27 protein-coding genes are annotated in these 25,384 nt (G+C 70.0%); 19 read left to right on the top strand and 8 right to left on the bottom strand.

Translation table 11 applies throughout. The features are described from left to right. The first annotated feature begins 3 nt into the window (after positions 1–3). The 6 genes from ACZ61C_RS00860 to ACZ61C_RS00835 all read left to right on the top strand — a co-directional run bounded on the left by ACZ61C_RS00860 (position 4) and on the right by ACZ61C_RS00835 (position 4,220). Positions 4–609, top strand: coding sequence for a histidine phosphatase family protein (locus ACZ61C_RS00860; RefSeq protein ID WP_465301404.1), 606 nt, complete (start codon positions 4–6; stop codon positions 607–609). A gap of 73 nt (positions 610–682) precedes the next feature. Further along, the gene (locus ACZ61C_RS00855; RefSeq protein ID WP_465301402.1) at positions 683–1,264 is read left to right on the top strand and encodes a transglutaminase-like domain-containing protein; all 582 of its coding nucleotides are present in this window, start codon (positions 683–685) and stop codon (positions 1,262–1,264) included. 183 nt (positions 1,265–1,447) lie between these two features. Continuing rightward, entirely contained in the window at positions 1,448–2,461 is a 1,014-nt protein-coding gene (locus ACZ61C_RS00850; RefSeq protein ID WP_465301400.1) for a hypothetical protein, read from the top strand. A 2-nt stretch (positions 2,462–2,463) separates the two neighbouring features. Continuing rightward, positions 2,464–3,102, top strand: coding sequence for a hypothetical protein (locus tag ACZ61C_RS00845; RefSeq protein ID WP_465301398.1), 639 nt, complete (start codon positions 2,464–2,466; stop codon positions 3,100–3,102). 73 nt (positions 3,103–3,175) lie between these two features. Then, positions 3,176–3,847: an HD domain-containing protein gene (locus ACZ61C_RS00840; protein ID WP_465301396.1), complete on the top strand. Its 672-nt coding sequence runs from the start codon at positions 3,176–3,178 to the stop codon at positions 3,845–3,847. Between the two features lie 178 nt (positions 3,848–4,025). Continuing rightward, positions 4,026–4,220 (top strand): hypothetical protein, encoded by a 195-nt coding sequence (locus tag ACZ61C_RS00835; RefSeq protein WP_465301394.1) that lies wholly within the window; start codon positions 4,026–4,028, stop codon positions 4,218–4,220. Here ACZ61C_RS00835 and ACZ61C_RS00830 read toward each other — a convergent pair. Both ACZ61C_RS00830 and ACZ61C_RS00825 read right to left on the bottom strand, forming a co-directional pair. Continuing rightward, positions 4,217–4,867, bottom strand: a complete 651-nt coding sequence (locus tag ACZ61C_RS00830) for a class II aldolase/adducin family protein (RefSeq protein WP_465301392.1) — start codon at positions 4,865–4,867, stop codon at positions 4,217–4,219. The two genes, ACZ61C_RS00835 and ACZ61C_RS00830, sit on opposite strands and share 4 nt — an antisense overlap. Positions 4,868–4,959: 92 nt before the next feature. After that, complete coding sequence (locus ACZ61C_RS00825) at positions 4,960–5,880, bottom strand: coiled-coil domain-containing protein (RefSeq protein WP_465301391.1); 921 nt, start codon at positions 5,878–5,880, stop codon at positions 4,960–4,962. A gap of 128 nt (positions 5,881–6,008) precedes the next feature. Here ACZ61C_RS00825 and ACZ61C_RS00820 point away from each other — a divergent pair, with 128 nt between their 5' ends. The 3 genes from ACZ61C_RS00820 to ACZ61C_RS00810 are packed head-to-tail and all read left to right on the top strand — an operon-like array spanning position 6,009 to position 9,718. After that, the gene (locus ACZ61C_RS00820) at positions 6,009–7,238 is read left to right on the top strand and encodes a DUF445 family protein (RefSeq protein ID WP_465302730.1); all 1,230 of its coding nucleotides are present in this window, start codon (positions 6,009–6,011) and stop codon (positions 7,236–7,238) included. A 59-nt stretch (positions 7,239–7,297) separates the two neighbouring features. Then, positions 7,298–8,473, top strand: a complete 1,176-nt coding sequence (locus ACZ61C_RS00815) for a DUF445 domain-containing protein (protein ID WP_465302728.1) — start codon at positions 7,298–7,300, stop codon at positions 8,471–8,473. Between the two features lie 36 nt (positions 8,474–8,509). Next, positions 8,510–9,718, top strand: coding sequence for a DUF445 domain-containing protein (locus tag ACZ61C_RS00810; RefSeq protein ID WP_465301389.1), 1,209 nt, complete (start codon positions 8,510–8,512; stop codon positions 9,716–9,718). 48 nt (positions 9,719–9,766) lie between these two features. Here the strand turns inward: ACZ61C_RS00810 and ACZ61C_RS00805 are convergent, their stop codons facing one another. From ACZ61C_RS00805 to ACZ61C_RS00795, 3 genes are read right to left on the bottom strand one after another with little or no spacing between them, the layout of a single operon-like run. Beyond that, entirely contained in the window at positions 9,767–10,642 is an 876-nt protein-coding gene (locus tag ACZ61C_RS00805; RefSeq protein WP_465301387.1) for a metal ABC transporter permease, read from the bottom strand. A gap of 3 nt (positions 10,643–10,645) precedes the next feature. Next, positions 10,646–11,497, bottom strand: a complete 852-nt coding sequence (locus ACZ61C_RS00800; RefSeq protein ID WP_465301385.1) for a metal ABC transporter ATP-binding protein — start codon at positions 11,495–11,497, stop codon at positions 10,646–10,648. A 2-nt stretch (positions 11,498–11,499) separates the two neighbouring features. Further along, entirely contained in the window at positions 11,500–12,402 is a 903-nt protein-coding gene (locus ACZ61C_RS00795; RefSeq protein ID WP_465301383.1) for a metal ABC transporter solute-binding protein, Zn/Mn family, read from the bottom strand. 177 nt (positions 12,403–12,579) lie between these two features. Here ACZ61C_RS00795 and ACZ61C_RS00790 point away from each other — a divergent pair, with 177 nt between their 5' ends. The 4 genes from ACZ61C_RS00790 to ACZ61C_RS00775 all read left to right on the top strand — a co-directional run bounded on the left by ACZ61C_RS00790 (position 12,580) and on the right by ACZ61C_RS00775 (position 16,343). Beyond that, entirely contained in the window at positions 12,580–13,680 is a 1,101-nt protein-coding gene (locus ACZ61C_RS00790) for a LacI family DNA-binding transcriptional regulator (RefSeq protein ID WP_465301381.1), read from the top strand. A gap of 110 nt (positions 13,681–13,790) precedes the next feature. Further along, entirely contained in the window at positions 13,791–14,282 is a 492-nt protein-coding gene (locus ACZ61C_RS00785) for a beta-class carbonic anhydrase (protein WP_465301379.1), read from the top strand. 166 nt (positions 14,283–14,448) lie between these two features. Then, positions 14,449–15,324 carry an HhH-GPD family protein gene (locus tag ACZ61C_RS00780; protein WP_465301377.1) on the top strand — a complete coding sequence of 292 codons (876 nt, stop codon included), beginning with the start codon at positions 14,449–14,451 and terminating at the stop codon, positions 15,322–15,324. A gap of 62 nt (positions 15,325–15,386) precedes the next feature. Next, complete coding sequence (locus ACZ61C_RS00775) at positions 15,387–16,343, top strand: peptidoglycan recognition protein family protein (protein WP_465301375.1); 957 nt, start codon at positions 15,387–15,389, stop codon at positions 16,341–16,343. Positions 16,344–16,395: 52 nt separating this feature from the next. On the opposite strand, the gene ACZ61C_RS00770 is transcribed toward ACZ61C_RS00775, so the two are convergent. Continuing rightward, positions 16,396–17,142: an alpha/beta fold hydrolase gene (locus tag ACZ61C_RS00770; protein WP_465301373.1), complete on the bottom strand. Its 747-nt coding sequence runs from the start codon at positions 17,140–17,142 to the stop codon at positions 16,396–16,398. A gap of 75 nt (positions 17,143–17,217) precedes the next feature. On the opposite strand from ACZ61C_RS00770, the gene ACZ61C_RS00765 reads away from it, so the two are divergent. After that, positions 17,218–18,624 carry a M1 family metallopeptidase gene (locus ACZ61C_RS00765; RefSeq protein ID WP_465301371.1) on the top strand — a complete coding sequence of 469 codons (1,407 nt, stop codon included), beginning with the start codon at positions 17,218–17,220 and terminating at the stop codon, positions 18,622–18,624. Here ACZ61C_RS00765 and ACZ61C_RS00760 read toward each other — a convergent pair. Beyond that, positions 18,610–19,998, bottom strand: a complete 1,389-nt coding sequence (locus ACZ61C_RS00760) for an AAA family ATPase (RefSeq protein WP_465301369.1) — start codon at positions 19,996–19,998, stop codon at positions 18,610–18,612. The two genes, ACZ61C_RS00765 and ACZ61C_RS00760, sit on opposite strands and share 15 nt — an antisense overlap. Before the next feature lie 50 nt (positions 19,999–20,048). On the opposite strand from ACZ61C_RS00760, the gene ACZ61C_RS00755 reads away from it, so the two are divergent. From ACZ61C_RS00755 to ACZ61C_RS00745, 3 genes are read left to right on the top strand one after another with little or no spacing between them, the layout of a single operon-like run. Further along, positions 20,049–20,360: an antibiotic biosynthesis monooxygenase family protein gene (locus tag ACZ61C_RS00755; RefSeq protein ID WP_465301367.1), complete on the top strand. Its 312-nt coding sequence runs from the start codon at positions 20,049–20,051 to the stop codon at positions 20,358–20,360. After that, positions 20,353–21,201, top strand: coding sequence for an SIR2 family NAD-dependent protein deacylase (locus ACZ61C_RS00750; RefSeq protein ID WP_465301365.1), 849 nt, complete (start codon positions 20,353–20,355; stop codon positions 21,199–21,201). The genes ACZ61C_RS00755 and ACZ61C_RS00750 overlap by 8 nt, the downstream gene beginning before the upstream one ends. Next, a complete protein-coding gene (locus ACZ61C_RS00745) occupies positions 21,198–22,277 on the top strand; it encodes a hypothetical protein (RefSeq protein ID WP_465301363.1) in 1,080 nt (359 codons plus the stop codon). Before ACZ61C_RS00750 ends, ACZ61C_RS00745 begins: the two co-directional genes overlap by 4 nt. Positions 22,278–22,330: 53 nt before the next feature. Here the strand turns inward: ACZ61C_RS00745 and ACZ61C_RS00740 are convergent, their stop codons facing one another. Beyond that, complete coding sequence (locus ACZ61C_RS00740; RefSeq protein ID WP_465301361.1) at positions 22,331–23,290, bottom strand: endonuclease/exonuclease/phosphatase family protein; 960 nt, start codon at positions 23,288–23,290, stop codon at positions 22,331–22,333. 162 nt (positions 23,291–23,452) lie between these two features. On the opposite strand from ACZ61C_RS00740, the gene ACZ61C_RS00735 reads away from it, so the two are divergent. Together ACZ61C_RS00735 and ACZ61C_RS00730 are read left to right on the top strand one after the other, a co-directional pair. Next, positions 23,453–24,433 carry an ATP-binding cassette domain-containing protein gene (locus ACZ61C_RS00735; RefSeq protein ID WP_465301359.1) on the top strand — a complete coding sequence of 327 codons (981 nt, stop codon included), beginning with the start codon at positions 23,453–23,455 and terminating at the stop codon, positions 24,431–24,433. After that, complete coding sequence (locus ACZ61C_RS00730) at positions 24,430–25,236, top strand: ABC transporter permease (RefSeq protein WP_465301357.1); 807 nt, start codon at positions 24,430–24,432, stop codon at positions 25,234–25,236. The genes ACZ61C_RS00735 and ACZ61C_RS00730 overlap by 4 nt, the downstream gene beginning before the upstream one ends. The last annotated feature ends 148 nt before the right edge of the window (positions 25,237–25,384 follow it).

Genomic DNA, 25,384 nt, shown 5'->3' with positions numbered 1-25,384 from the left:
CCGGTGCTCGCGACGCGCTTCCTCTTCCTCACCCGCCACGGCGAAGCGGCCCCGGACGGCACCCTCACCGAAGCCGGGCAGCGCCAGGCCGTCCTCCTCGGGCGACGCCTGCGCGACGTCCCCGTCACCGCCGTCCACCACGGGCCCCTGCCGCGCGCGGCCCACACGGCCCAGCTGATCGCCGGTCAGCTGCCCGGGGTTCCCCTCCACGAGGACAACGCCGCGGGCGACTTCGTCCCGTACCTGCCGATGCGCGAGGAGCTCCCCGAGACGTCCGGAGATCTCCTGCTCGCCTTCGCGCGCCAGCAGCCGCCCGCCGACGAAGAGCTCGCCGCCGAAGCCGAGCGGCGGTTCACCGGACCGGTGCCGGCCACCGAGCCGCGCTACGACGTCGTCGTCACGCACAACTTCCTCGTCGGCTGGCTCGTGAGCGCCTCGCAGGACGCGCCGAAGTGGCGGTGGCTCGCGCTCAACCACGCCAACGCCGGGCTCACCGTGATCCGCTACTCGCCGGGGCGGCCGGCGGCGCTGCTGACGTACAACGACCTGAGCCACCTGCCCGCCGAACTGCGGTGGACCGGCTTTCCACCCGACTTCTACGTTCCGTAATCGGCAAACGCGGAGCGTCGCCGCCGCCAAAAACGGCTCTCGCCCGAATGGCCGAACCTGTCACGATGGCCGGATGAGTCCCGTTCCGTCGCCGACGTCCGTTCGGCTGAGCGACTACCTCGTCGCGGACGCCGTTGTCGATCACCACCACTCCGCCATCCGAGCGCAAGCCGACGCGCTGGCGTCCACGAGTCGCGACACCGTCGAGCGCGCGCGGGCCGCCTACCTCTTCGTGCGGGACGAGATCGAGCACGTGATCGACGCCGGTGATCCGCGGGTCACCTGGCGGGCGTCGGACGTGCTCCGCGAGCGGGTCGGGATCTGTCACGCCAAGGCACACCTGCTGGCCGCTTTGCTGCGGGCACAAGGGATTCCGGCCGGGTTCTGCTACCAGGAGCTCTCCGCGCTGCACGGGCTGAACGCCGTGAACCTGCACCGCAAGTGGGCGCGCCTCGACGCGCGCGGCAACCGCACCGGGGCGCGCGGGGAGTTCTCGCTCGACGTCGAACAGCTGGCCTGGCCGGTCGACACCGCGCGCGGCGAACGGGATCTCCTTGAGATCCACCCGGCGCCCGCACCGGTCGTCGTGGATTTCCTGATGCACGCCGAACCCGGCGCCGGCTGGTACGAAAAGGGGCTCCCGGCGACGCTCTGACCATGGTTTTCCGCTATTTTCGGAAAACCTCCCGATCTGGTTAGTTATTGCCGAGAGTGACGTCCGTCCGTCAGCATTGTCCCCCGAATCTCTTATATCGCGCTCCCCGCCAGGCGCGTAAAGTGACTCCCCGCGCTCGAACAGACACTTTATGCACTCGTCCGTTCGGGTGGTTCGAGGGAGGTGAAGCACGTGGCCGCGGATGGCGGGCGCCTCCGACGTACCCCGCTGCAGGAGATCTTCTGGACCCGGACGAGCCTGCTCCTCACGGTGCTCGTCGTGGTCGCCGGGCTGAGCCTGTGGCTCGCCGGCCTGATGGACGCCGGCACCGGGAAGAACCTGGTGACGTCCCTGGGCACCGGCACGCTGATCTCCGCCATCGTCGGGTTCGGCACGACCTTGATCACCGCCAGCGCGTCGCAGAAGGCGCTGGTGACCCCGGTGATCGAGGAGAGCAGGCGCGCGCTGGAAGACCTCAGCGCCGAATACCGCGCGCTGAACAAGGAGTTCTTCCCCACCGACGTGTTCGAGGCGACGACCGACCCCGACCCGGCGTTCAACCGCGGGCTGATGGCCGACCTCAACGCGACCCGGCAGTACTTCTTCCGCGGCTTCTCCGCGCGGCACGCCGCCGCCCGCCTGCTGCTCTCCCGCACGGAACGCGAGCTGCGGGCCGTGATCGCCGATCCGCGTGACGCCAACTCGATCAGCGGGCGCGCCCGCTACCTGTTGCGCCGCGAGGCGGGCGACGTCGACTACGAACAGATCCAGACCCGGCTCGACGAAGAGATCCGGATCGGGCTGGTCGGCCTCTTCCTGGCGCGCAGCCGCTGCGCGCAGGTCGAGATCACCGTGGTCGCCGACCCGCCGCTGGACCGGCTCGAGCTGTTCGACGACAGCGTGTGGGTGTCGCTCTACAGCGACGTCCGCGGCGCCACGAAGCTGTACCCGCGGTCCCTGCGCTTCACCGAAGGTTCCTTCCTCTACAACATGGAACGCGCCGAGTTCGTGCGCGTTTCGCAGTCCCGGACCGGCCGCCACTTCCGCATCACGTCCGCGACGACGCGGACGGATTTCCTGGCGCTGTTCGAAAAGATCACCGGATCCCCGTTGTCCGAGGAGCAGTTCCGTGAGCTGGAAGGCAAGTTCCACGCCTTCCGCGCGGAGTTCTCCGAAGTCGCCGAGCTAGGGAGCTGACCTTGCTCACCCGTCTGTCCCCCGTCACCGAACTGGCCACGCGCCTGCGCGCGGCCGAGTTCCCACTGGCCACCGACTGGCGTGCCGTCGACGGCTGGTTCCGGCCGTGGGCCACGCAGTCCGGCTTGCGGGAGGAGCTGCGCACACAGCTCCGCACGCTGTCCGCCGCGCAGGCCGCGAAACTGCTGCGCTCGTCCCGGGAAACGACCACGCACTTCGCCTGGTGCCTGCTCGACTCGCCGGCCGACCCGTTTTCCTTCTGGCTGCACGAATACAAGGCGCAGGAGGACTGGCGGGAGGGGTACGCCGATTCCGTGCACAACCACAGGTACCACTTCTGCACCACCATCCTCCGTGGTGACTACCTCCACGAAAGGTACGAAACGACGGTCGACACCGGCACCGGGCTGATCACGTCCGCCCGGCTGCGGCGCAACACGGTGTGCGGCGCCGGCGCCTGCATCACCATGCTGGCCGACGAGTTCCACCGGATCCCCGAGGCGGCCGCCGGGACGATGACTTTCCTCGTGAAATCACGCCCGGTGAGCAGTTTCAGCCTTTCTTTTGATCCAGCGCGCGGAATCGGGCATCGTCACGTTCCGGTAGAGAGCCGATTGGGGGAATTGGCCGACCGCATCTAGCTACACACCGGCGTCAGCGGCGCTTACCATTACTCCACCCGTCTGAACACCACGGCCGGGATGGGAGAGGTGTATGCGCACGCAGGAAAGCACGATCGACCAGGTGACCCTCGACGCCGTCGAAAACCGGGTGCACCGGCTGTGCCGGCAGTACGCCGAGCGGCTCCAGTTCCACGGCTGGCACCACGTCAGCTTCGTCCGCGCGAAGGCGGCCGCCTTCGCGCGGACGAACGGCGCCGACAGCGCGGTGGTCGAGGTCGCCGCGCTGGTGCACGACGTCAACTACCTGGTGCTCCGCAACTCGCCGGCGGCCGCCGGCAGCAGTCTCCGCCGCGAGATCCTGGCGGAGTGCGGCGTGCCCGACGGGGTGGCGCGCTGGATCGACGACATCGTCGACGAAGCCGAGATGGCCACCCGCGGCCGCGACATTTCGCTGGAGGCGCAGGCGCTGAGCGACGCGGACACGCTGTTCAAGGCGCTGCCGGTGACACCGGTGGTGCTCGCGCACCGGTACCTGCGCGAGAACGGGTTGAGCCTGCGCGAGCTGGCCCACAAGATCGTCGGCGAGCAGTGCGACGTCCACGACGAGGGGTACTACTTCTACAACCCCGAAGCGGCGGCAACGTATTCACGCTGGGCGACGGCGAACCTCCAGCTGTGGCAGTGCATCAAGGAGGCGGTCGACGACCCGACGGTGGTGGAGCTCCTGGACGCGGTCCACGCGGTGGACGCACTGGCGTCGTAGGGTCTTTCCGGATTCTTCCGCGGCGGGCGCGAGGGTGGCAGGTATTCGGTGAAGCCGGCTCGCCACCGCAGAGTTCGCATGACTGAGGCCCACCGCTCGGACAGAATGTGGAGCCGCCGCAGGGCGAGCCGCAGGTCGGCGCGCCCTGGCCGCAGGCAGGTCCGGGAACCGCCGCCCTATGGGTATCAACAGCCCTGGCCCGGCGGCCCCGCCCGACCGCACCCTCCGGCGGCCCGGGCTCGGCATCGCCGCGCTGGTCCTCGGCCTGGTCGGACGCCACGGCGGGAAGCCGCCGGCCGGGGTGGGGTTCCTCGCGCTCGTCGTCGGGCTGATCATGGTCCTCAACCAAGTCGGCCCCGCCATGCCTCGCTAACCCTGGCCGTACCCGCGCAGCCGGTCGACGACGTTGGCCAGCTCGGCCGGCGGCAGCAGGCTCGGGCGGCCCGCCCCCTGCGCGAGCAGCCAGACGCGGCAAGCCCACTCGAGCTGCTGCGCGCGGTGGTAGGCGGCTTCGAGGCCGTCGCCGTAGGTCAGGGTGCCGTGGTTGGCCATCAGGCAGCCGCGGCGTCCCTCGAGCGCCTCGAGGACCGCCGCCGCCAGGTCAGGCGTGCCGTACGTCGCGTAGCGCGCGACGCGCACCGACGGGCCGATCGTCGCGAGGATGTAATGGATCGGCGGGACCTCGCGCACCAGCGTCGACACCGCGGTCGCGTGCGGCGAGTGCGTGTGGACGACGGCGGTGACCGGCTCGCTGTCCGGGTCGCGGACGTCCCAGTAGACCGACAGGTGCACGGGCAGCTCGCTGGTCGGCTTGAGCGAGCCGTCGACCACCGCGCCGCCGAGGTCGACCACCGGGACGTCGGCCGGGTTCATGCTCGAATACGGCACCCCGGTCGGCGTCACAGCGACCAGCTCGCCGGCCCGCACCGACACGTTGCCGGACGTCCCGACGACCAGGCCGTCACCCACCATCCGGCGCGCGTAGGCGCACACGGCGGCCCGCTCGGTCTCGAGGATCATGCGCGGGTCCCGTCGTCTCGTGGGTGATCAAGCAGCTGATGAGCACACTGCCAGCCACCCACGAGCCACGGCCACCTACCCGCTCGGGGGATTTACGCCTTTCCGGCCGGCGCCTTCCCGGCCGCGGCGGGAGCGGCGGGAGCGGCGGCGGGAGCCGGAGAAGGCTTCGAAGCCGAAGCCGCGCCGTTGCCCGCCGCGGGAGCCTCCTCCACCGGCGCGAGCAGCCGCATGGCCTCCTGGACCGCGACGTCGGTCGCCGCGATCCGCTCGGCGACCTTCGACCGCAGGTCCAGCGCCAGCTTCCGGTTCTGGTCCGCCGTCGTCTGCTGGGACCGGGCCGACGCCAGCGCCGCCTCCGTCTCCTGCTTCTTCCGGGCGTTCTCCTCGTCGAAGTCCTTCTTCCGGCGGGCCAGCTCGGCCGCCGCCACGCGGTCCGCCTCGGCGCGGGCCTCGGCCGCCGCCGCCTCGGCCTTCGCGTCCGCTTCCTTCCGGGAGCGCTCCGCCGCCGCGGCCAGCTCGACGCGCTTCGCGCCCGCCGCCGCGTTCAGCTTCTCGATCTCGTTCTTCGCCTCGGACCGCAGGCGGGCGCGTTCCTCTTCCGCGTCCTTCGCCAGCTTGTCCGCCGTGCGGCGGGTCTCGTGCGCGTACTTGTCGGCCTGCTCGCGAGTCGACGCCGCGTCGGCTTCGGCGGCCGCGCGGAGGTCGGCGATCTCCTCCTCGGCCAGCTGCATCATCATCCGGACGCGCTCGGCCATCGCGCCGGCGCCGGACGGGCTCGAGCTCATCCGCGCGAGCGCGGCCTTCGTCTCGGCCAGCTCCTTCTGCGCGTACGAGAGGGCCTTGGTGAGATCCGACGACGTCGCGACGGCTTCGTCGCGGCTGCGGGACGTCTCGCGGAGGTCCTTGTTCAGCTCGGCGAGGCGTTCGTCGACCTGACGCTGGTTGTAGCCGCGGACACCCACGGCGAACTGGGCGGTCTTCGGGGCGGGCTGGCTCTTTTCAGGCGCGACCATCGCGCCACCTTAATGAGCAAGGGGCCGTCCGGACGTACCGCCAAACGGATGCATCACGAATTTGGGAACCCCCGGTGACACCTGGCATTCTGACCTCCGTTGACCAGCGGTTGACCGAGGAGGCCACTGTGGACATACGGGCCGTCCTCGCCGACATCGGCGCGCACTGGCACGTCTACGCCACCATGCCGCTCATCGCCGCCCTGATCGGCTACCTCACCAAGCGCGTGGCGATCGAAATGATGTTCCGGCCGCTCGAGTTCACCGGTGTCAGGCCGTTCCTCGGCTGGCAGGGCGTGATCCCGGCGAACTCCCGGCGGATGGCCACCACCGCCGTGGATCTGCTGACCCGCAACCTCGTCGACCCGCAGGAGATCTTCGCCCGCCTCGACCCGGAAGAAATGGTCAAAGAGCTCGAAACACCCCTGCTCAAGGCGGTCGAAGAGGTCACGCGGGAGGTCATGGAGACCTATCAGCCACGGCTGTGGGAGCTGCTGCCGTCGCGAGCGCAGCGCCTGCTGCTCGACCAGGTCCGCGCGCAGGCGCCCGAGGTCGTCAAGCGGCTCCTGCGGGAGGTCTCGACCAGCATCGACGACGTCCTCGACGTCAACGACATGCTGATCAACGCCATGGTCCGCGACAAGTCGCTGACCTGCCGGCTGATCCGCGAGGTCGCCGCACCCGAGTTCAAGTTCATCGCCCGGTCGGGGATCTGGTTCGGGTTCGTGATCGGGCTCGTCCAGTTCGTCGCCTGGGCGCTGACCAAAGAGCCGCTGATCATGCCGGTCTTCGGTTTTGTCACGGGCTTCGTCACGGACTGGCTAGCCCTCAAGATGATCTTCTACCCGCGTGAGCCGCGCGGCTTCGGCTTCTTCCGCTGGCAGGGCATGTTCCAGAAACGACGTCAGGAGGTCGCCGCCGACTACGGCGCGCTGATCGCCGACGAGGTCCTCACCGTGCGGAACGTGATGGAGGCCGTGCTCACCGGCCCGCGCGCGGACAAGCTGTTCGCCATGGTCACCCGCGAGGTCCAGCGCACGATCGACGCCCAGGCGAGCATCGCCAAGCCGCTGGTCGCGCTCACCATCGGCGGCAAGCAGTACCAGGAGATGAAGCGCGCGGCCGCCGAGAAGGCCATCGCCTACCTCCCCGAAACGGTGAAACACGTCGAGAGCTACGCCACCGGCGCGCTCGACGTCCGCAACACGATCGTCGAGAAGATGCGTCAGCTGACGCCGATCGAGTTCGAGGGCATCCTGCGGCCGGCCTTCAAGCAGGACGAATGGAAGCTCATCGCCGTCGGCGCGGTGATCGGCGGGCTGGTGGGTGAACTCCAGGTGTTGCTCCTGCTGCACTGATCACGGGCCGATAGCGTGCGCGGGTGGACTTCAGCTCGCACTGGCAGGTGTACGTCACCATGCCGTTCATCGCCGCGCTGATCGGGTACGTCACCAAGCGCGTCGCCATCGAGATGATGTTCCGGCCCGTCGAGTTCACCGGGATCAGGCCGTTCCTCGGCTGGCAGGGCGTGCTGCCGGCGAACGCCGAGCGCATGGCGGCGACGGCCACCGAGATGCTGACGACGAACCTCGTCGACCCGAAGGAGATCTTCGCCCGGCTCGACCCGGAGCAAGTCGCGAAGGAGATCGAGCAGCCGCTGCTGCGGGTCGTCGAGGACGTCACCCGCGACGTCATGGAGACCTACCAGCCCCGGCTGTGGGAGGTGCTGCCGAACGGCGCGCAGCAGCTGCTGCTCAAGCGCGTGCAGGCCGAGGCGCCGAAGGCGATCACCAAGATCATGCGGGAGATCGCCGACAACATCGAGGACGTCCTCGACCTGAAGCACATGGTCGTGACGAACCTGGTGCGCGACAAGGCGCTGCTGAACCGGCTCATCCGCGACATCTCGCGGCCGGAGATGCGGTTCATCGCCCGGTCGGGGATCGGGTTCGGGTTCATCCTCGGCTGCGTGCAGCTGGTCGTGTGGGCGCTGACGAAGTCGCCGATCGTGCTGCCGGTGTTCGGCCTGCTCATCGGCTGGTTCACCGACTGGCTCGCCCTGAAGATGATCTTCCTGCCGCGCGAGCCGCGTCGGTTCTTCGGGCTCTACACCTGGCAGGGCGTCTTCCAGAAGCGCCGCGACGAGGTCGCCGCCGACTACGGCGACATGATCGCGCGCGAGATCATCACCATCCCGAACCTGCTGGAAGCGGTGCTGCGCGGGCCGAAGTCCGACCGGCTGTTCACGATGATCACCCGCGAGGTGCAGAAGACGATCGACGCGCAGGCGAGCGTCGTCAAGCCGTTCGTCGCCATCGCCGTCGGGACGAGGAAGTTCCAGGAGATGAAGCAGACGGCGGCGGCGAAGGCCGCGGAGCGCGTCCCGGAGACGATCCGGTATGCCGAGAACTACGCGATCAACGCCCTCGACGTGCGCAACACGATCGTCGACCGGATGAAGAAGCTGAGCGCGCTGGAGTTCGAGCAGCTGCTGCGCCCGGCGTTCCGGCAGGACGAGTGGAAGCTGATCGCCGTCGGCGCGGTGATCGGCGGGCTCGTGGGTGAGCTGCAGGTGCTCGCGCTGCTCGGGTAGCCGGTACGGTTTCGCTCTCGGGATGAGGAGGTCGGGGTGGACGCTGTCCTGCACGACCTCGCGCTGCACTGGCCGCTGTACGCGGCGATGCCGTTCATCGCGGCGCTGATCGGGTACGTCACCAAGCGCGTAGCCATCGAGATGATGTTCCGGCCGCTGGACTTCGTCGGCATCCCGCCGGTGCTCGGCTGGCAGGGGGTCGTCCCGAAGCACGGCGGGCGGATGGCGGCGGTGGCGACCGAGCTGCTGACGGCGAACCTGCTCGACCTGCGCGAGGTCTTCGGGCGGATCGACCCGGTGATCATCACGAGCGAGCTGGAGCAGCCGTTGCTGCGCGCGGTCGACCACATCGCGCGCGAGGTGCTGGCCGAGCACCACCCGCGGCTGTGGGAGGTCATGCCGACGCTCGCCCAGGAGATGCTGATCAAGCAGGTCCAGGCGTCGGCGCCGCGGCTGGTCCGGGAGTTCCTCGAAGACGTCCGCGAGAACCTCGACGAGGTCCTCGACGTCCAGCACATGACGGTCCAGCGGCTGACGCGGGACAAGGCGCTGCTGGTGCGGCTGATCCGCGAGACGTCCCGCCCGGAGATGGCGTTCATCGCGCGGATGGGCATCTACTTCGGCTTCGGGCTGGGGCTCATCCAGACTCTGGTCTGGGCCTTCACGCGCGAGCCGTGGGTGCTCCCGGCGTTCGGCGGCGTGATCGGGCTGTGCACGGACTGGCTGGCGATCAAGCTGATCTTCGTGCCGCGCGAGCCGGTGCGGCTGGGCCGCGTGATCTTCCAGGGCAAGTTCCAGCGCCGCCGCGCGGAGGTGGCGCGGCAGTACGGCGAGCTGATCGCGACCGAGGTCCTGACGGTCCAGAACCTGCTGGACGCGGTGTTGCGGGGTCCGCGGGCGGACCGGCTCGCCTTGCTGGTCGAGCAGATGGTGTCATCGGCGGTGGACCGGCAGATGCCGCTGTCCTTCGCGGTCGGCGGCACGCGGCTGAAGGAGATGAAGCACGCGGCAGCGGTGAAGGCCCTGGAGCAGCTGCCGGACACGGCGCGCTACGCCGAGGGGTACCTGACCGAGGCGATGGACGTCGCGAAGGTGATCGAGCAGCGGATGCTGGCGTTGACGCCGCTGGAGTTCGAGGGCCTGCTGCGGCCGGCGTTCCGGCAGGACGAGTGGAAGCTGATCGCGGTCGGCGGGGTGATCGGGTTCCTGGTCGGCGAGCTGCAGGTCCTGCTGATGCTCGGCTAAAGCCGCACTTTCACGTGAAAGTGCGGCTTTGTCGCGCAAAGCGTAGCTTCAGGCCGCCGCGACGAGGGCCGGCTCCACCGCGCTCACCCGGGTGCGGCGGTCGCGTTGCCAGGCGATCACCCGGCAGACCACGTAGATCAAGAACGAAATCGCCGTCACGAACGCGCTCACCGGCAGGCCCGGCGCCAGCGACAGCACGATCCCCCCGATCGCCGACACCTCCGCGAAGACGATCGACAGCACCGTCGCCTTCCACGGTGACGCCGTCACGCGAGCCGCCGCGGCTGCCGGTGTCACCATCAGCGCCACCACCAGCAGCGAGCCGACCACCTTCACGCTCAACGCCGTCGAGACGCCCACCAGCAGCGCGAACACCACCGTCAGCGTCTTCACCGGGACCCCGCGCGCGACCGCGACATTCCGGTCCACCGAAGCGAACAGCAACGGCCGGTAGACGACCGCCAGGACCGCCAGCACCACCACCGACGACACCACGAACAACGTCAGGTTCGTCGAGTCGATCGTGATGATCTGCCCGGTGAGGATCCCGAACTTGTTCCCGGACCGTCCTTTGTAGAACGACAGGAACAGCACGCCCATCCCGAGCCCGAAGGACAGGATCACGCCGATCACCGAGTCGCGGTCGGCGTCGCGCGCGCCGAGGATGCCCAGCAGCAGGGCCGCCACCACCGCGCCGATCAGCGCGCCGTACTCGACGCCGATGCCGAGCAGCAACGCCGCCGCGCCGCCGGTGAACGCCAGCTCGGACGTGCCGTGGACGGCGAACGACATGCGGCGCATCACGATCAGCGGGCCCAGCACGCCGGCCACCAGACCGAGAATGAGAGCGGCCAGCAGCGCCGTCTGGACACCAGGAAGCTCCGTGATCAGCTCCCAGGTCTTGCCGAAGTCGAACAGATCCAAGACTCAGCCCACTTGCTCTTCGACGTCGTGCTCGTGGTGGTGCGGCTCCTCCTCGCACAACGCGCTCTGCGCGCCCGCGATGTGGATCTGCCCGCCCACCTTCAGCACCTCGACGCGGGTTCCGTACAGCTCCGAGAGGGTCTCGGTGGTCATGACCTCGTCCGGCTTGCCGATCCGGAACGAGCCGTTGACCAGGTACAACACCCGGTCGACGAACGGCAGCACCGGGTTGATCTCGTGCGTCACGAACAGCACCGCGGTGCCGGCCGTGCGCCGCCGGGAGTCGATCAGCTCGCTGATCGCGCGCTGGTGCGCCAGGTCCAGGGACAGCAGCGGCTCGTCACACAGCAGCACCTCGGGGTCGCCGACCAGGGCCTGCGCCACCCGCAGCCGCTGCTGCTCGCCGCCGGACAGGCGCCCGACCGGCTGCTTCGCGTAGCGGGTCGCGCCCACCGCGTCGATCGCCTCGGAAACCTGGCGGCGGCGGGCCGCCATGCCGAACAGGCCCGGGCCCCAGCGGTGGCCGTCGAGGCCCAGCCCGACCAGGTCGACCCCGCGCAGCGTGAGCGACTCGTCGATCGCGCGCTGCTGCGGGATGTACCCGACCTTGCGGTTCGCGCCGCCCGGGCGGCCGCCGGCGATCTCGACCGTGCCCGAAGACAGGCCCTGCATGCCGAGCAGCGCCTTCAGCAGCGAGCTCTTGCCGGACCCGTTCGGGCCGAGCACGGCGAGGAACTCCCCCGGCTCGACCACGAGGTCCAGCCCCGACCAGAGGGTGCGGGGGCCGAACGCGAGGCCCGCGCCGCGGACGCGGACCGCGGGGCGTACGTCGTCGGGGACGGAGGTGGCGGGCATGGTTACTTCAACGCTCCTGCCAGCGCGTCGACTTCCCCGGTCATCCAGCCAATGTAGTCCGTCACACCCGCGGGCAGCGTTTCGGTCACGTCGACCACGCCGATCCCGGCGGCCTTCGCCTGGCCGACGACGTCCTGGGTCAGCGGCGTCACCGTCTGCGCGTTGTTGATCAGCGCCTTGACCTGCTTGGTGGCGATGAGCTGCTTGTACTCGTTCACCGCGCCGGCCGGGACGTCCGTGTCGTTCTCGACGGCGTCCGAGAACGCCTTCGGAGTCGCGTCCGTCAGCTTCGCGCTCTGGAGCAGGTAGTGCGCGACCGGCTCGGTGACGACGACCTTCGTGCCCGGGTGCGACGCACCCAGCTCGCCGAGGCGCTTCTCGAGCGCGTCGACCTTCGCCTTGAACGCGGTCGCGTTGTCGGTGAACGCCTGCTTCGACGCCGGCTGCAGCTCGCCGAGCTGCGCCGCGACCTGGTCGGCGACCTTGTCGACCCCCGGCAGGTCGTACCAGACGTGCTCGTTCTCGTCGCCGGTCGCGGCGATGTCGTAGGCGACGAGCTTCTTCGCGTCTCCGGCCTGGTCGGTGAGCTTGCCGAAGAACTCGTCGTAACCACCGCCGTTGGACAGCAGCAGCTTCGCGTCCTTCGCCGCCAGGGCGTCGTCCGCGGTGGTTTCGTACGAGTGCGGGTCGGCCGACGGGTCGTGGATGATCGCCTTGACCTCGACCTTGTCACCGCCGACAGCGCTCACGACGCTGCCCCAGACGTCGGTCGAGGCGACGACCTTGATCTTGCCGTCACCCCCGGACTGCCCACCGCCGTCGGCGCCGGACGTCCCGCCGGAGCACGCGGCCAGGGCGAGGAGGGACAGGGCCGAAGCGGCGGCGAGCACGCGGCGGGAACTCATCGGAGGACTCCTGGAGACGCAAATGGAAACCGTTGTCAGATTCACCTTACCCCATCCGGATGACTTCCTGGCCATCCGACCGGACCTTGGTGTATGCGACTTCATGCATGCGGATCGAGACATCGACCACGCGGGGTGTCTCTTCAGGAAAACGTTCTGAACCGTTACGGTTTGCTGATGGGACGTCCTATTCGCACCCGGAGGCAGGCGACGCTGGCGTCGCTCGCGGCGGAGCTCGGTGTGTCCAGGACCACGGTGTCCAACGCCTACAACCGGCCGGACCAGCTGTCCCCGGAACTGCGCCGCCGGGTCCTCGAGACCGCGCGCCGCCTCGGTTACCCCGGACCCGACCCCGTCGCCCGCTCGCTGCGCACCCGCAAGGCCGGCGCCGTCGGGCTGCTGCTCACCGAAAACCTCTCCTACGCTTTCCGCGACCCCGCGGCCGTCGGTGTCCTCGAAGGACTGGCCCTGGCCTGCGAAGACGCCGGTGTCGGCCTCCACCTGGTGCCGGCCAGCCCGGGCCGCGAGGACGTCGCGGCGGTGCACCGCGCGGGCGTCGACGGCTTTGTCGTCTACTCCGTCCCGGACGACGACCCGCACCTGGCCGCCGTGCTGGAGCGGCCGGTGCCGACGGTGATCATCGACCAGCCGAGCATCGAGGGCATCGACCGCGTCGGCCCGGACGACGCCGCCGCCGTCGGCAAGATCGCCGAGCACCTCGTGACGCTGGGCCACCGGCAGGTGGGGGTCATCTGCATGCGGCTGGCCCGCGAACGCAACGACGACTTCGTGTCGCCGGCGCGTCAGAGCGGCGCGCACTTCCACGTCCAGCGCACCCGGCTCGAAGCCCTCGCCGTGGCGTTCTCCGGCGCCGGTGTCGACTGGGCCGGCGTCCCGGTGGTCGAGCGGTTCGACCACACGGTGGACGACGGCGCGTCCGCGGCCCGGCAGCTGCTGGACGCGTATCCGCAGATCACGGCCGTGATCTGCACCTCGGACATTCTCGCGCTCGGCGCCATGGCCGAAGCCGAGCGTCGTGGGCTGCGCGTGCCGCAGGACCTGACCGTCACCGGCTTCGACGGCATCGCCGAAGCCGAGCGGATCGGCCTGACCACGGTCCACCAGCCGGTGCTCGAAAAGGGCAAGACGGCGGGCCGGCTGCTGCTCGGCTCGGCCGAGCGGAGCGCGCCGAAGGTGATCACGCTGCCGACCGAGCTGCGTATCGGCCGGACGTCGGCGCCCCCGCGAACGGTCGAGGAGCCCTGGTTCGGCGGCTGACCACTGGCTTTTGCCGTGACGTTGCTCGTAGTGCATTGCCCGCGAGGTGTCCGGCCGGTCAAATGGTGGGGTACGCCCGCACTGCGGGGCCACTGGCCGGAAGGTGACCGATGACCTCGATCGACGTACTGCTCAAGCGCAACCAGGAACTGGGCAACGTCACCCCCGGTGACCGCTCGTCGGCCAAGCCGTCGCTGCAGGTGGCCATCCTGACCTGCATGGACGCTCGGATCCGCGTGTTCGAGCTGTTCGGCCTGCTCCAGGGCGAGTCCCACGTCCTGCGCAACGCCGGCGGCGTCGTCACCGACGACATGATCCGTTCGCTGGCCCTCTCGCAACGCAAGCTCGGCACCCGCGAGGTGCTGATCGTGCAGCACACCGAGTGCGGCCTCTCGACGGTCACCGAAGACGACTTCAAGGACGAGCTCGAAGAGGCCACCGGCCTGCGCCCGACGTGGGCGGTCGAGGCGTTCCGCAACGTCGAGAACAGCGTCCGGACGTCGGTCGAGCGCGTGCGGCGCAGCGCGTACCTGCCGCACACGGACAACGTGCGGGGGTTCGTGTACGACGTCAAGACCGGGGTGCTGACCGAGGTCCGATGACGCACTGGCGCCTCGGCGCACTCGGCCAACGAGCTGATCAACCGGGGCGCTGACGTGGCTGCCGACGGCCGAACCAGGCCGGCTTCCCGTACGTCCTCGTCGTCCCGGCGGTGCACCGGAGCGAGGCGGAGTCCCCGGCCTGAACGCCGTCGGGTTCAATGGGCGCGTGGCTGTGGACGCTGACGTGCTGCTCGACTGGTTCTCCACGCACGGCCGGAACCTGCCGTGGCGCGAGCCCGAATGCTCGGCGTGGGGTGTCCTCGTCAGCGAAATCATGCTGCAGCAGACCCCGGTGGCGCGTGTGCAGCCGATCTGGCACGAATGGATGACCCGCTGGCCGGTGCCGTCCGCGCTGGCCGCGTCGTCGCAGGGTGAGGTCGTGCGGGCCTGGGGCAAGCTCGGCTACCCGCGGCGCGCGCTGCGGCTCCACGAAGCCGCCGGCGTGATCGCGCGGGAGCACGGTGACGTTGTTCCGTCCGATGTGGACACCCTGCTCGCGCTGCCCGGGATCGGCGCCTACACCGCGCGCGCCGTCGCCGCGTTCGCCTACGGGCTGCGCGCGCCCGTCGTCGACACGAACGTGCGGCGGGTCGTCGCGCGGGCGGTGCACGGGGCCGGGGACGCCGGGCCCGCGTCGAACACCCGGGACATGGCCGACGTCGAGGCGCTGCTGCCCGCCGGCGACGCCCCGGCCGCGAAGTTCTCCGCCGCGATCATGGAGCTCGGCGCGCTGATCTGCACCGCGCGCAGCCCGCGCTGCGCGGACTGCCCGATCTACGACGAATGCGCGTGGCAGCTCGCCGGAAAGCCCGAATACGCCGGCCCGGCCAAGCCGGTCCAGAAGTTCGCCGGCACCGACCGGCAGGTCCGCGGGCTGCTGCTCGACGTCCTGCGCGGCTCCGAGGGGCCCGTCGAGAAGACCCGCCTCGACCTCGTGTGGCACGACAGCGGCCAGCGTGACCGCTGCCTGGACTCGCTGCTGGTCGACGGCCTGCTCGAACAGACCGCCGGTGGCCTCTTCGCACTGCCGGGCGAACACTAACGCGCTACGACAAAAGTTGGTCAATAGTTGTCAACGGCGCGATGCGGGGTTACCTTTTCCCGATGGTCCACGTTGACCGCCGGACCCTGCTCAAGGCGGGGGTGACCGCCACCGCGGCCGGCGCACTGGGGATGACGACCACGGGCACGGCCTCGGCGGCCGTGCCGACACCGACGATCCACCCGACGTCCGAATGGGGCGCGCGAGCCGCCACCGGCCCGATCGTGGTGGAGAACCACAAGCCGACGTACATCGTCGTGCACCACGCGGTCGACCCGCCGATGAACAACGACTTCTCGCTGGCGCGCGCCTTCTACGTCGCGAAGTTCATCCAGAACCTGCACATGGACAAGAACGGCTGGATCGACAGCGGCCAGCAGTTCACGAACAGCCGCGGCGGGTTCGTCACCGAGGGCAGGCACCGCAGCCTGGAGATCCTGCGCGGCGGCACCCAGCACGTCCAGGGCGCGAACGTCGGCAACCACAACAGCGAGGTCATCGGCATCGAGAACGAGGGCCTCTACAGCACGGTCGACGTGCCGCAGGCGCTCTGGGACTCGCTGGTGAACCTGGTCGCCTACATCGCGCACCAGTACGGCATCAGCCCCGAGTTCATCAAGGGCCACCGCGACTTCAACACGACTGAGTGTCCCGGCACAGTGCTCTATAACCGGCTGCCGGAGCTGCGGACGGCGGTGGGCCGCGTCCTCGGCGTCACGGTCGCGCGCGCCGAGGCGGAGTGGCCGCTGCTGAAGCCGGGTGACACGGGCCGTCACGTGCAGCAGGCGCAGCGGTTCCTGCGCGCGTCCGGGTTCGGCGTGCCGACCGACGGCGTCTTCGGTCAGTCCACAAAGGACGCTGTGGCCGCTTTGACGGTTCAGGCCGGGCTGCCGCGCGACACGTGCACCGCGGCGAAGGCGGCCGACGAAACCGGCCTCCTCGGCTCGGACGTCTGGCCGCTGATCGTCCCGTCGGACCGCTCGACAGCAGCCTGGCGATCCGACCTTTCCCAACCGTAACTTCCCCCTTGTGGGTGGCAAACCCGCATCTTTCGCCGTGAAAGATGCGGGTTTAGCGCAGCAAGACGTCGGATAGGAACGCCTCGACGGCGCCGCGGTAGGTCTCCGGGGCTTCGTCGTGGGGCAGGTGGGCCGACCCGGGCACGACCAGGTGTTTCGCGCCGGGGACACGAGTGGCGACGAGCGCCTGCTGGCCCGGCGGCATGGCCGTGTGCTCCCCTTCGACCAGCAGCAGCGGGCAGCCGATCTTGTCCACAGTGGACCAGTAGTCGACGCGGCCCCACTCGGCGGCGATGACGTAAAGGTCCTCCAGGTCCGCGACCAGGTGAAACCCGTCGGAACGCTCCTCGACGCAGTCGGCGAAGTACTCGCCCGCGTCCCCGAAGAACTCGCGGACGTGCTCGAGCGACGTGAACGGCACCGGCCAGCTCTCGAAGTACCCACGCCACGTCTCGACGGTCCGCCCGCGCTGGTCCGGCGCGAAGTCCTCGGACACGACCGCGCGCACCAGCTCCGGGTACCGCGCGGCCGTCGCCCACGCGTGCAGGCCGCCCATCGAATGCCCGATCAGCACGGCCGGGCCGGCGTCGAGGGTGCGCAGCGCGTCGGCGACGTCGTCGGCGAACCGCTCGGTCGTCCACGGCCCGACCCGCGGCGCGCTGCCGTGGCCGCGCGCGTCGAGCCCGTACACCGCGCCGTAGAGCCGGAGCCACTCCGCGACCCGCCACCACGTCCGCGCCCGGCCCATCAGGCCGTGGAGCAGGACGATCGGCACACCGCTGCCGCCGAAACAGAGCACGCGGCCACCTAACCACAAAATGCCTGGTGCGGAACGTGACCGAGCGGTCGCGCTCCATCACCTATGGTGGGGTGCATGCGCCGCCGACTCGCCGCCCTCGCCGTCTGCGCCGCGGTGGTCGTCGCCGCGGCGTGCACCGGTGACGCCGTCTCCGGCGCGCCCCAGCCGCCGCCGTTGCACCCCACGCCGGGTGCGGCCAGCGCCGGTGATCCGTATTACCCGGATGACGGCAACGGCGGGTACGACGCGCTGAACTACCACGTCGACGCCACCTACGACCCGCCGAGCGGGCACCTCGATGGCGACACGACCGTCACTGCGAAGGCCACCCAGGACCTGAGCCGGTTCGACCTCGACCTGCGCGGGCTCGACGTCCACAGCGTCGAAATCGACGGGCAGCCGGCCCGCTTCACCCGCGAGAAGGCGTTCGAACTGGTCGTCACGCCGCCCGCGCCGATCCGCGCCGGGACGACGTTCCGCACGCGTGTCCGCTACGGCGGCGACCCGGCGAAGACGTCCCACGAGGGCGGCAGCGAGAACGGCTGGCAGCACTCCGCGGACGGCGGCGCGTACATGGTCGGCGAGCCGCACTCGGCGGCGTTCTGGTACCCCGTGAACGAAACCCCGCGCGACAAGGCGTCCTTCACGCTCACCGCGCACGTCCCGGCCGGCTGGACGGTGGTCTCGAACGGCCGCGAAGGCCCGCCGGGGACGTGGACCGAGCCGAACCCGGTGGCGAGCTACCTGACGACCATCGCGATCGGCAAGTTCAGTGTCGACAGGTCGACACTGCCGGGCGGCACCCCGGTCGTGAACGCGTACGCGCAGGGCACCGAGGACCGCCGCGCGATCGGCGACCGCCTGCCGGAGGTCCTCGGCTTCCTCAGCGGCAAGTTCGGGCCGTACCCGCAGTCGGCGGCCGGCGGGATCTTCCTGAACGAAGACGTCCACTTCTCGCTGGAGACGCAGACGCGGCCGACGTACGCGAAGTGGGCCGACCTGCCGACGGTGGTCCACGAGACCGCCCACCAGTGGTTCGGCGACTCGGTGTCGTTGAAGAACTGGTCGGACATCTGCCTGAACGAGTGTTTCGCGTCGTACGCGCAGTGGCTGTGGGCCGAGCGTGAGGGCCAGAGCCTGGACGACCGCTACCGCGCGGCGATCGAGATCACCCGCGGCAGCACGGACTTCTGGTCGCAGAAGCTGGTCGGCATGGGCCAGGGCCACGAGTTCGAGGGTGTGTACAACAAGGGCATCCTGGCCCTGCACGCACTGCGCCGCGAAATCGGCGACCCGGCGTTCGACCGCCTCCTGCACGAGTGGCCGGCCCGCTTCCGCCACGGCAACGCGACCTGGGCCGACTTCGAAGCGACGGCGACCCAGGTCAGCGGCCGCAACCTGCGGCCGTTCTTCGACGCGTGGTTCCGCGGGACGAAGCTCCCCGCGGACGCCGACCTCTTCCCCGGCTCACTGCGCAGCTGAGCTGCCGAGCAACGACCGCGTCAAGGCGCTGCGTGCGTCCTGCATCTCCCGCAGTGCCGTCGTCAGCTCCGCGTCGCCCACCACGACGTCCTCCTCCGGGCGCGCGGCCAGTGCGAGCAGCGACGCCCGCCGCAGCAGCTCCTTCGCGAACGATGCCGTCACCCCCTCGGTCGCCGCCACCACCGGGCCCAGATCCGCGGTCAGCTTCAACCCTCGCGAGTACAGCCGGAGCAGCGCCTCGCGGCCGGCCGCGTCCGGCAGCGGGATCTCCACCGCGAGATCCACCCGGCCCGGGCGGTCGGCCAGTGCCTTTTCCAGCTCGCTCGCGCGGTTGGTCGTCAGCAGGAACGTCACGTCCGCGTCGCCGCCCACGCCGTCCATCGCGTCGAGCAGGGTGAACAGCAGCGGCTGGACCATCGGGCCGTAGCTGCGGTCCTGCGCGATCAGGTCGACGTCCTCCAGCACGACCACGCTCGGCTGCAGCCGCCGCGCCAGCTCCGCGGCCTTGCCGATGAACTTCATCGCCGTGCCGGTCAGGATGATCACCGTGGTGTCCGGCAGGCGGCCCATCAGGTAGCGGACCGTGTGCGTCTTGCCGGTGCCGGGCAGGCCGTGCAGCAGCAGCCCGCGCTTGAGGTGCTGCCCCGCCGCCAGCAGCCGCTCGCCGTGTTCGGCGATGCCGACCGTGTGCCGCTCGATCGCGTCGAGCACGCCGTCCGGCAGCACGACCTCCTCGCCGGTCAGCGCCGGCCGCGGGAGGAACGTGAGCAGCTCGTTGCCGCGGTGCTCGCTGGTGCCGAAGGCCACCACCTGCCCGCGCAGGAGGTCGTGCTCGGCCATCAGCCGCTCGACGCGGTCGCGCACTTCGGTGGCGGTCACCCGCGACGTCGCGAGGACCTCCAGCCGGCACTGCTCGAGCCCCCACTGCACGTTCGAACCGCGGATGGCGAGCAGCACCGGCTCACCGCCCGGGGCGCTCGTGCCGACGAGCCCGAGCTGCACCGCCTCGGTCGCCTGGTCCGGGCCGATCGCCGTCGTGGCGAAGTCCACCGCGCCGAGCTCGTACGTGCCCCGCATCCGCGCGGTCACGAGCATCCCGATCAGGTCCTCGTGGCTGCGCTGGCCGCCGGCGATCCCGAACCAGTCCACGAGCGTGCCGTGCTCGGCCAGGTAGGCGTCGACCCCGCGCTGGATGTTGGCGTGCTCCCACATCGGCCAGGACCGGGTCACGACCACCACCTCCGGCAGCTGCGCCCCCAGGTGGCCGGTCACGCGTTCGATGAGCTCGCCGGCCCGGCCGTCGCCGACCTCGTCGGCCGTGGCGCGAACGATCCGGGCGATGTCGGTGGCCAGGTCGCGCTCGATGCTCCCCATGCCTTCCACAGTGGCACTGATCACACCGCGGGGCCAACTAGTGTGGAGCCATGAGTGTCGTCAAGATCAACGCGATCGAGGTTCCCGAAGGCGCCGGCCCCGAGCTGGAGAAGCGGTTCGCCGCGCGGATGCACGCCGTCGACCAGCAGCCCGGTTTCCTCGGCTTCGAGCTGCTGCGCCCGGTCTCCGGCGAGACGCGCTACTTCGTCTACACGAAGTGGGAGACCGAAGAGGCGTACCAGGCCTGGGCGACGGGCGGCCCGGCCGCGGCGGCGCACTCGGGCGAGCGGGCCAAGCCCGTGTCGACCGGGGCGAACCTCCTGGAGTTCGAGGTCGTCCTCGGCTCTCAGCCGGGTGAGTGAGCTCGACCGGGCGGCGAAGCTCCTGGACGGCGCCGGCGCACTGCTGATCTGCGCCGGCGCCGGCATGGGCGTCGACTCGGGGCTGCCGGACTTCCGCGGCGGCGAAGGGTTTTGGCGCGCGTATCCGCCGTATGCCCGGCTCGGGCTGCGGTTCGAGGAGCTCGCCGACCCGCGCCACTTCGCCGACGACCCCGAGCTGGCCTGGGGTTTCTACGGCCACCGGCTTTCGCTGTACCGCAAGACCGTGCCGCACGAAGGATTTCGGCTCCTGCTCGAGCTGGGTTCACGCCTGCCCGGCGGCACGGGCGTGTTCACGTCCAATGTGGACGGCCAGTTCCAGACGGCGGGCTTCGGGCTCGTCTCGGAGGTGCACGGCTCGATCCACCACCTGCAGTGCCTCGCCGGGTGTTCACCCGCCATCTGGCCGGCGCCGCAAACCGACGTTTCCATCAACCCCGAAACGATGCGCGCGGTGCCACCGCTGCCGTCGTGCCCCCGCTGCGGCGGCTTGGCCCGCCCCAACATCCTGATGTTCGGCGACGACTCGTGGATCCCGGACCGCGGCCAGGCCCAGCTCGGCGAGCTGACAGCGTGGCGACGCGGGGTGCGCGACCTGGTGGTGGTCGAACTGGGCGCGGGCCAGGCGATCCCGACGGTCCGCCGCTACGCGGAACTGGCGAGCGCGGCGACGGGCGCGTTGATCCGGATCAACCCGCGGGAGCCGGAGATCCGCCACAACCGCGGCGTTTCGATCGCGGCCGGCGCGCTGGAGACGCTCACCGCCCTCCTGGGCGACCGTCCGCACCGGGCGAGCATGGAGTCACCGGGGCAGCGGCCATGAGCGACCTGACCGCAGCTTTGAGCGAGCCCCAGCGGACCTTGCTCCAAGTGATCGCGAAGCCCGTCCTCACGAAGCAAGTCGCCCCGACCTGGCGCTACGTCGAAACGGAGATGCGCCGTCTAGGGCATCGAGGGCGCGACGTTCTCGATTCCCTTCCGCTCGTCGGAAGTCATGGACCCATCAACCCGACTTACAGCACCGTGTGGTGCGATCGCCGGAACCTGTACCCGCAGAGCCAGGTGTTCCTGACGATTGCCGCGGCGCTGCACCTGCCGGAGTACGGCCGGACAGGGGCGAACTTCATGAGGTTCCTGGAGGCTTGCGTCCGCAGGATCCACGAGGCGCCGAACGATCCCGTCGACCTGACCGATCCCCGGATCTCCGCAGCCGAACTCAAGGCAGGCTTGGACCTCAGCGACGACTTCCTCGCCCGGCTACCGCAGATCGTGCAGCACGAGCCGTTCGGCATCGCCAGCAACTACTCGCTGCCGAACGACTCGCCGAACTGGGTGCTGACCATCGGCCAGGAGGCGCTCGCTTACGAAGGGGCGGAGACTGTACTCGGATACGTCAAACGCGTGTCCGCGCTCGTCGAGCAGGCAGACGGGCGAATCGATTTCTCCAGCGTGCACGTCGCTTCTTCGATCGCGCCTTCGCACAAGAGCGGCAGTCACCCCGCCGCTTCAGAACCTTACGTGAGCCAACGCGTTACCGAAGCGATCGAGGCGAAGCGCGGAAGCGCCTCGTTCAACCTGGACAAACTCCTGCAACTGATCCACGAGTTGAACCAGAATTTCGCTCAGCAGAATCCGTACGCCTGCCACGCCCTGTTGCGGGCGGTGCTCGATCACGTGCCACCGATCTTCGGCCAGGCACATTTCGGCGCAGTGGCCGCGAACCACGCCTGGTCGAGAACCGACGCGAAGTACATCAAGTTCCTCGTCGAGTTCAAGGTGCAGGCCGACGACGTTCTGCATCGCCCGATCAGCGCGTCGGCCAGCTTCATCGAAATGGATGATATTCCGCCGCGAGCGCGGGTCAACGCGCTGCTGACCGAAGTCGCCAAACTCCTGTGATCCCGCGGCCTTAACGGCGCCGGCGCGCTGGAGACGCTCACCGCCCTCCTCGGCTAAGGCAGCTGCACCTCGGCGTACACCGCCCGATGATCACTGTCCGCAACCCCGAACACCCGGTAGTCACGCACCGCCGCGCGGTTGTCCACCACGACGTGGTCGATCGTCACCACCGGCGATGACGATGGCCACGTCGGCGTCAGACCCGAGCCACGCGCCTCCGCCGCGTCGTTGTAGCCGCGGGAAAGCACCGTCCGGAACGCCGCGTGGTCGAGCGTCGCGTTGAAGTCGCCCGCCAGGATGCGCAGGCCGTGCTCGCCCGATGCGCGGGACAGGTCCTTCATCTCGCGCTCCCACTGCGGGGTGTCGACGTCCGGGGAGATCGGGTGGACCGCGACGATCTCGGCCACCACGCCGTCGCCGAGGTCGACCTGGGCGCCCGGCTGCTTGGCCGCCGAATCACCCGTCAGGTTGACCTCCTTAAGCGGGAAGCGCGACACGATCCCCGAGCCGAACGCGCCGGGCGCCGGGTGCAGGACCCGGTACGGCAGCGTCTCGAACAGCCCGGCCGCGGTCAGCCCGTCGACCACGCGCGGGGTCATCTCGACCAGGTTGAGCACGTCGACCTGCTGCGACCGCACCAGGTCGACCACGGCCTTCGGGTCCGCCTGGCCGTAGAGGAGGTTCGACGCGAGCACACGCAACGTCTTGCCGTGCACCTCGCGTTGGTCACTCGCCGAAAGCCGCGGGACCACCAGCACGGCCAGCGCGACCGCCAGCAGCAGCGCGACCCCGCCGACCCACCAGCGCCGCAGCGCCAGGGCCAGCCCGCCGAGCACCACCCCCGCGGCCGCCACGTACGGCGTCAGCGCCAGCGCGACGAGGGTGTACCAGTTGCCGTCGTAGCCGATCAGGCGCAGCGCGGTGACCCCCGCCAGCGGCACCACCGGAACCACCAGCAGGGCCGTGACCAGCGGGTTCTTCCGCCGGACGCGCGTCTCTTCCACAACGGTCATGTGCCGAGTATGCCGATCCGCCCGCCGCCCGGCCCGGGTGCCGGCCACTCCTCCACAAGATCTCCACCAGCGGCTGCCAGCCCGTGCCAGCGCGCTGTGCGTGTGCTGCCAGCGGCCCCCGCCAAAGTGAGGCTCGACAGCGACAGCGAAGGAGGAACGCCCATGTCGCACGCGATCCAGGCCGAGGGCCTGGTCAAACACTTCGGGGACACCAAGGCGCTCGACGGGGTGGACCTCGAGGTCCCGTTCGGGCAGGTCGTGGGGGTGCTCGGGCCGAACGGCGCGGGCAAGACGACCGCCGTCCGCATCCTGGCGACGCTGATGAAACCGGACGCCGGAAGAGCCACGGTCGGCGGCTTCGACGTGGTCACCGACCCCGTGCGGGTTCGCAGCCTGATCGGGCTGACCGGGCAGTACGCGTCGGTCGACGAGGACCTCAACGGCATCGAGAACCTGATGCTCATCGGCCGGCTCTACGGCCTGCCCCGCGCCCAGGCCCGGACGCGGGCCACCGAGCTGATCGACCGGTTCGAGCTGACCGCCGCCGCGAAGCGGCCGATCCGGACGTACTCGGGCGGCATGCGGCGCCGGATCGACCTGGCCGCCAGCCTGGTCGGCGGGCCCGAGGTCCTCTACCTCGACGAGCCGACCACGGGGCTCGACCCGCACGCCCGCAACGAGGTCTGGGAGGTCGTCCGCGGCCTGGTCGCCGACGGCGCGACGGTGCTGCTCACCACGCAGTACCTCGAAGAAGCCGACCAGCTCGCCGACAAGATCACCGTGTTCGACCACGGCCGGGTCGTCGCCGACGGCCGGGCCGACGAGCTCAAGCGCCGCGTCGGCGGGCAGACGCTGCAGGTGCGGCCGACACAGCTGTCCGACATGGACGCCGTCAACCGGATCCTCGGTGACCTGTCCGGCGTCCGGCCGACCCGCGACGACGCGACCGGGCTGCTCACCGCGCCGGTCGGCGACCCGGTGCTGCTGTCCACTTTGGTCCGCAAGCTCGACGAAGCCGGGATCACCGCGGACGAGCTGGCACTGCGGCTGCCCAGCCTCGACGAAGTGTTCCTCGCCCTGACCGGGCACGCCGCCGAAGCGTCCACCGACGACACCCGAGACCTCGAAGGGAGCCTGGCATGACCACGCTGGCGCTCGACCGCCCGGCCCCGCCGCGGCACATCAGCCCCGCCAAGGGCTTCCAGCACGCGCTTTCGCTGGCCTGGCGCGGCATCCTGAAGATCCGCAAGAACCCGGAGCAGCTGGCCGACGTCACGCTGATGCCGATCATCTTCCTGGTCATGTTCGTCTACCTGTTCGGCGGCGCGCTGTCCGGGTCGACCGACGCGTACCTCCAGATGGTCGTGCCGGGCATCATGGTGATGAACATCCTGCAGGCGTGCCTCACCGTCGGCACGAACCTCAACACCGACATCACCAAGGGCGTGTTCGACCGGTTCCGCAGCATGCCGATCGCCCGCTCGGCGCCCCTGATCGGGGCGGTGCTCGCGGACATCGTGCGCTACATCGTCTGCCTGGTGGTGCTGATGGTCGTCGCGACGATCATGGGCTACCGGATCGCGACCAGCCCCGGCGAGTTCGCGGTGGCGATCCTGCTGGCGCTGGCGTTCGGCCTCTGCTTCTGCTGGGGCTCGGTGTTCGTCGGCATGCTGATGAAGTCGCCGGGCTCGGCGCAGGCGCTGATGTTCGTCTTCATCATGCCGCTCACCTTCGGCAGCAACGTCTTCGTCAGCACGGCCACCATGCCCGGCTGGCTGCGGGCGTGGGCCGACATCAGCCCGGTGAGCCTGATGGCGAACGCGTTGCGCGGCCTGATGAACGGCGGCGCCGTCGCCGGTCCGCTGGCCGGTGCGCTCGCCTGGATGGCCGGCGCGGTGATCGTGTTCTTCCCGCTGGCCACCTGGGCCTACCGCCGGCGGGTGTGAGGCGCGGGGGCACGGGGGTGTCCCGCGCCAGGGGAGGTCGTGGGGGGGGGGGGTGGGTGTGGAACAGACTCCCCCCCCCCAACCCCCGCGGAGGGGGTCCGCGGTTCCCCCCCCCGCGGTTCTCCTTTTTTCCCCTTTCCCCCTCCTT

It is taken from the genome of Amycolatopsis sp. NPDC104587, assembly GCF_055583645.1.
This window is presented reverse-complemented; position numbering and strand designations above follow the sequence as displayed.

What these genes read in the sequence shown, in the direction of transcription:
- ACZ61C_RS00855 (WP_465301402.1), top strand. Translation starts at nt 683, where the DNA reads ATGAGTCCCGTTCCGTCGCCGACGTCCGTTCGGCTGAGCGACTACCTC.
- ACZ61C_RS00840 (WP_465301396.1), top strand. Translation starts at nt 3,176, where the DNA reads ATGCGCACGCAGGAAAGCACGATCGACCAGGTGACCCTCGACGCCGTC.
- ACZ61C_RS00765 (WP_465301371.1), top strand. Translation starts at nt 17,218, where the DNA reads ATGCGCCGCCGACTCGCCGCCCTCGCCGTCTGCGCCGCGGTGGTCGTC.
- ACZ61C_RS00785 (WP_465301379.1), top strand. Translation starts at nt 13,791, where the DNA reads ATGACCTCGATCGACGTACTGCTCAAGCGCAACCAGGAACTGGGCAAC.
- ACZ61C_RS00825 (WP_465301391.1), bottom strand. Translation starts at nt 5,880, where the DNA reads ATGGTCGCGCCTGAAAAGAGCCAGCCCGCCCCGAAGACCGCCCAGTTC.
- ACZ61C_RS00835 (WP_465301394.1), top strand. Translation starts at nt 4,026, where the DNA reads ATGGGTATCAACAGCCCTGGCCCGGCGGCCCCGCCCGACCGCACCCTC.
- ACZ61C_RS00760 (WP_465301369.1), bottom strand. Translation starts at nt 19,998, where the DNA reads ATGGGGAGCATCGAGCGCGACCTGGCCACCGACATCGCCCGGATCGTT.
- ACZ61C_RS00730 (WP_465301357.1), top strand. Translation starts at nt 24,430, where the DNA reads ATGACCACGCTGGCGCTCGACCGCCCGGCCCCGCCGCGGCACATCAGC.
- ACZ61C_RS00795 (WP_465301383.1), bottom strand. Translation starts at nt 12,402, where the DNA reads ATGAGTTCCCGCCGCGTGCTCGCCGCCGCTTCGGCCCTGTCCCTCCTC.
- ACZ61C_RS00790 (WP_465301381.1), top strand. Translation starts at nt 12,580, where the DNA reads ATGGGACGTCCTATTCGCACCCGGAGGCAGGCGACGCTGGCGTCGCTC.
- ACZ61C_RS00775 (WP_465301375.1), top strand. Translation starts at nt 15,387, where the DNA reads ATGGTCCACGTTGACCGCCGGACCCTGCTCAAGGCGGGGGTGACCGCC.
- ACZ61C_RS00755 (WP_465301367.1), top strand. Translation starts at nt 20,049, where the DNA reads ATGAGTGTCGTCAAGATCAACGCGATCGAGGTTCCCGAAGGCGCCGGC.
- ACZ61C_RS00830 (WP_465301392.1), bottom strand. Translation starts at nt 4,867, where the DNA reads ATGATCCTCGAGACCGAGCGGGCCGCCGTGTGCGCCTACGCGCGCCGG.
- ACZ61C_RS00740 (WP_465301361.1), bottom strand. Translation starts at nt 23,290, where the DNA reads ATGACCGTTGTGGAAGAGACGCGCGTCCGGCGGAAGAACCCGCTGGTC.
- ACZ61C_RS00735 (WP_465301359.1), top strand. Translation starts at nt 23,453, where the DNA reads ATGTCGCACGCGATCCAGGCCGAGGGCCTGGTCAAACACTTCGGGGAC.
- ACZ61C_RS00800 (WP_465301385.1), bottom strand. Translation starts at nt 11,497, where the DNA reads ATGCCCGCCACCTCCGTCCCCGACGACGTACGCCCCGCGGTCCGCGTC.
- ACZ61C_RS00745 (WP_465301363.1), top strand. Translation starts at nt 21,198, where the DNA reads ATGAGCGACCTGACCGCAGCTTTGAGCGAGCCCCAGCGGACCTTGCTC.
- ACZ61C_RS00815 (WP_465302728.1), top strand. Translation starts at nt 7,298, where the DNA reads ATGCCGTTCATCGCCGCGCTGATCGGGTACGTCACCAAGCGCGTCGCC.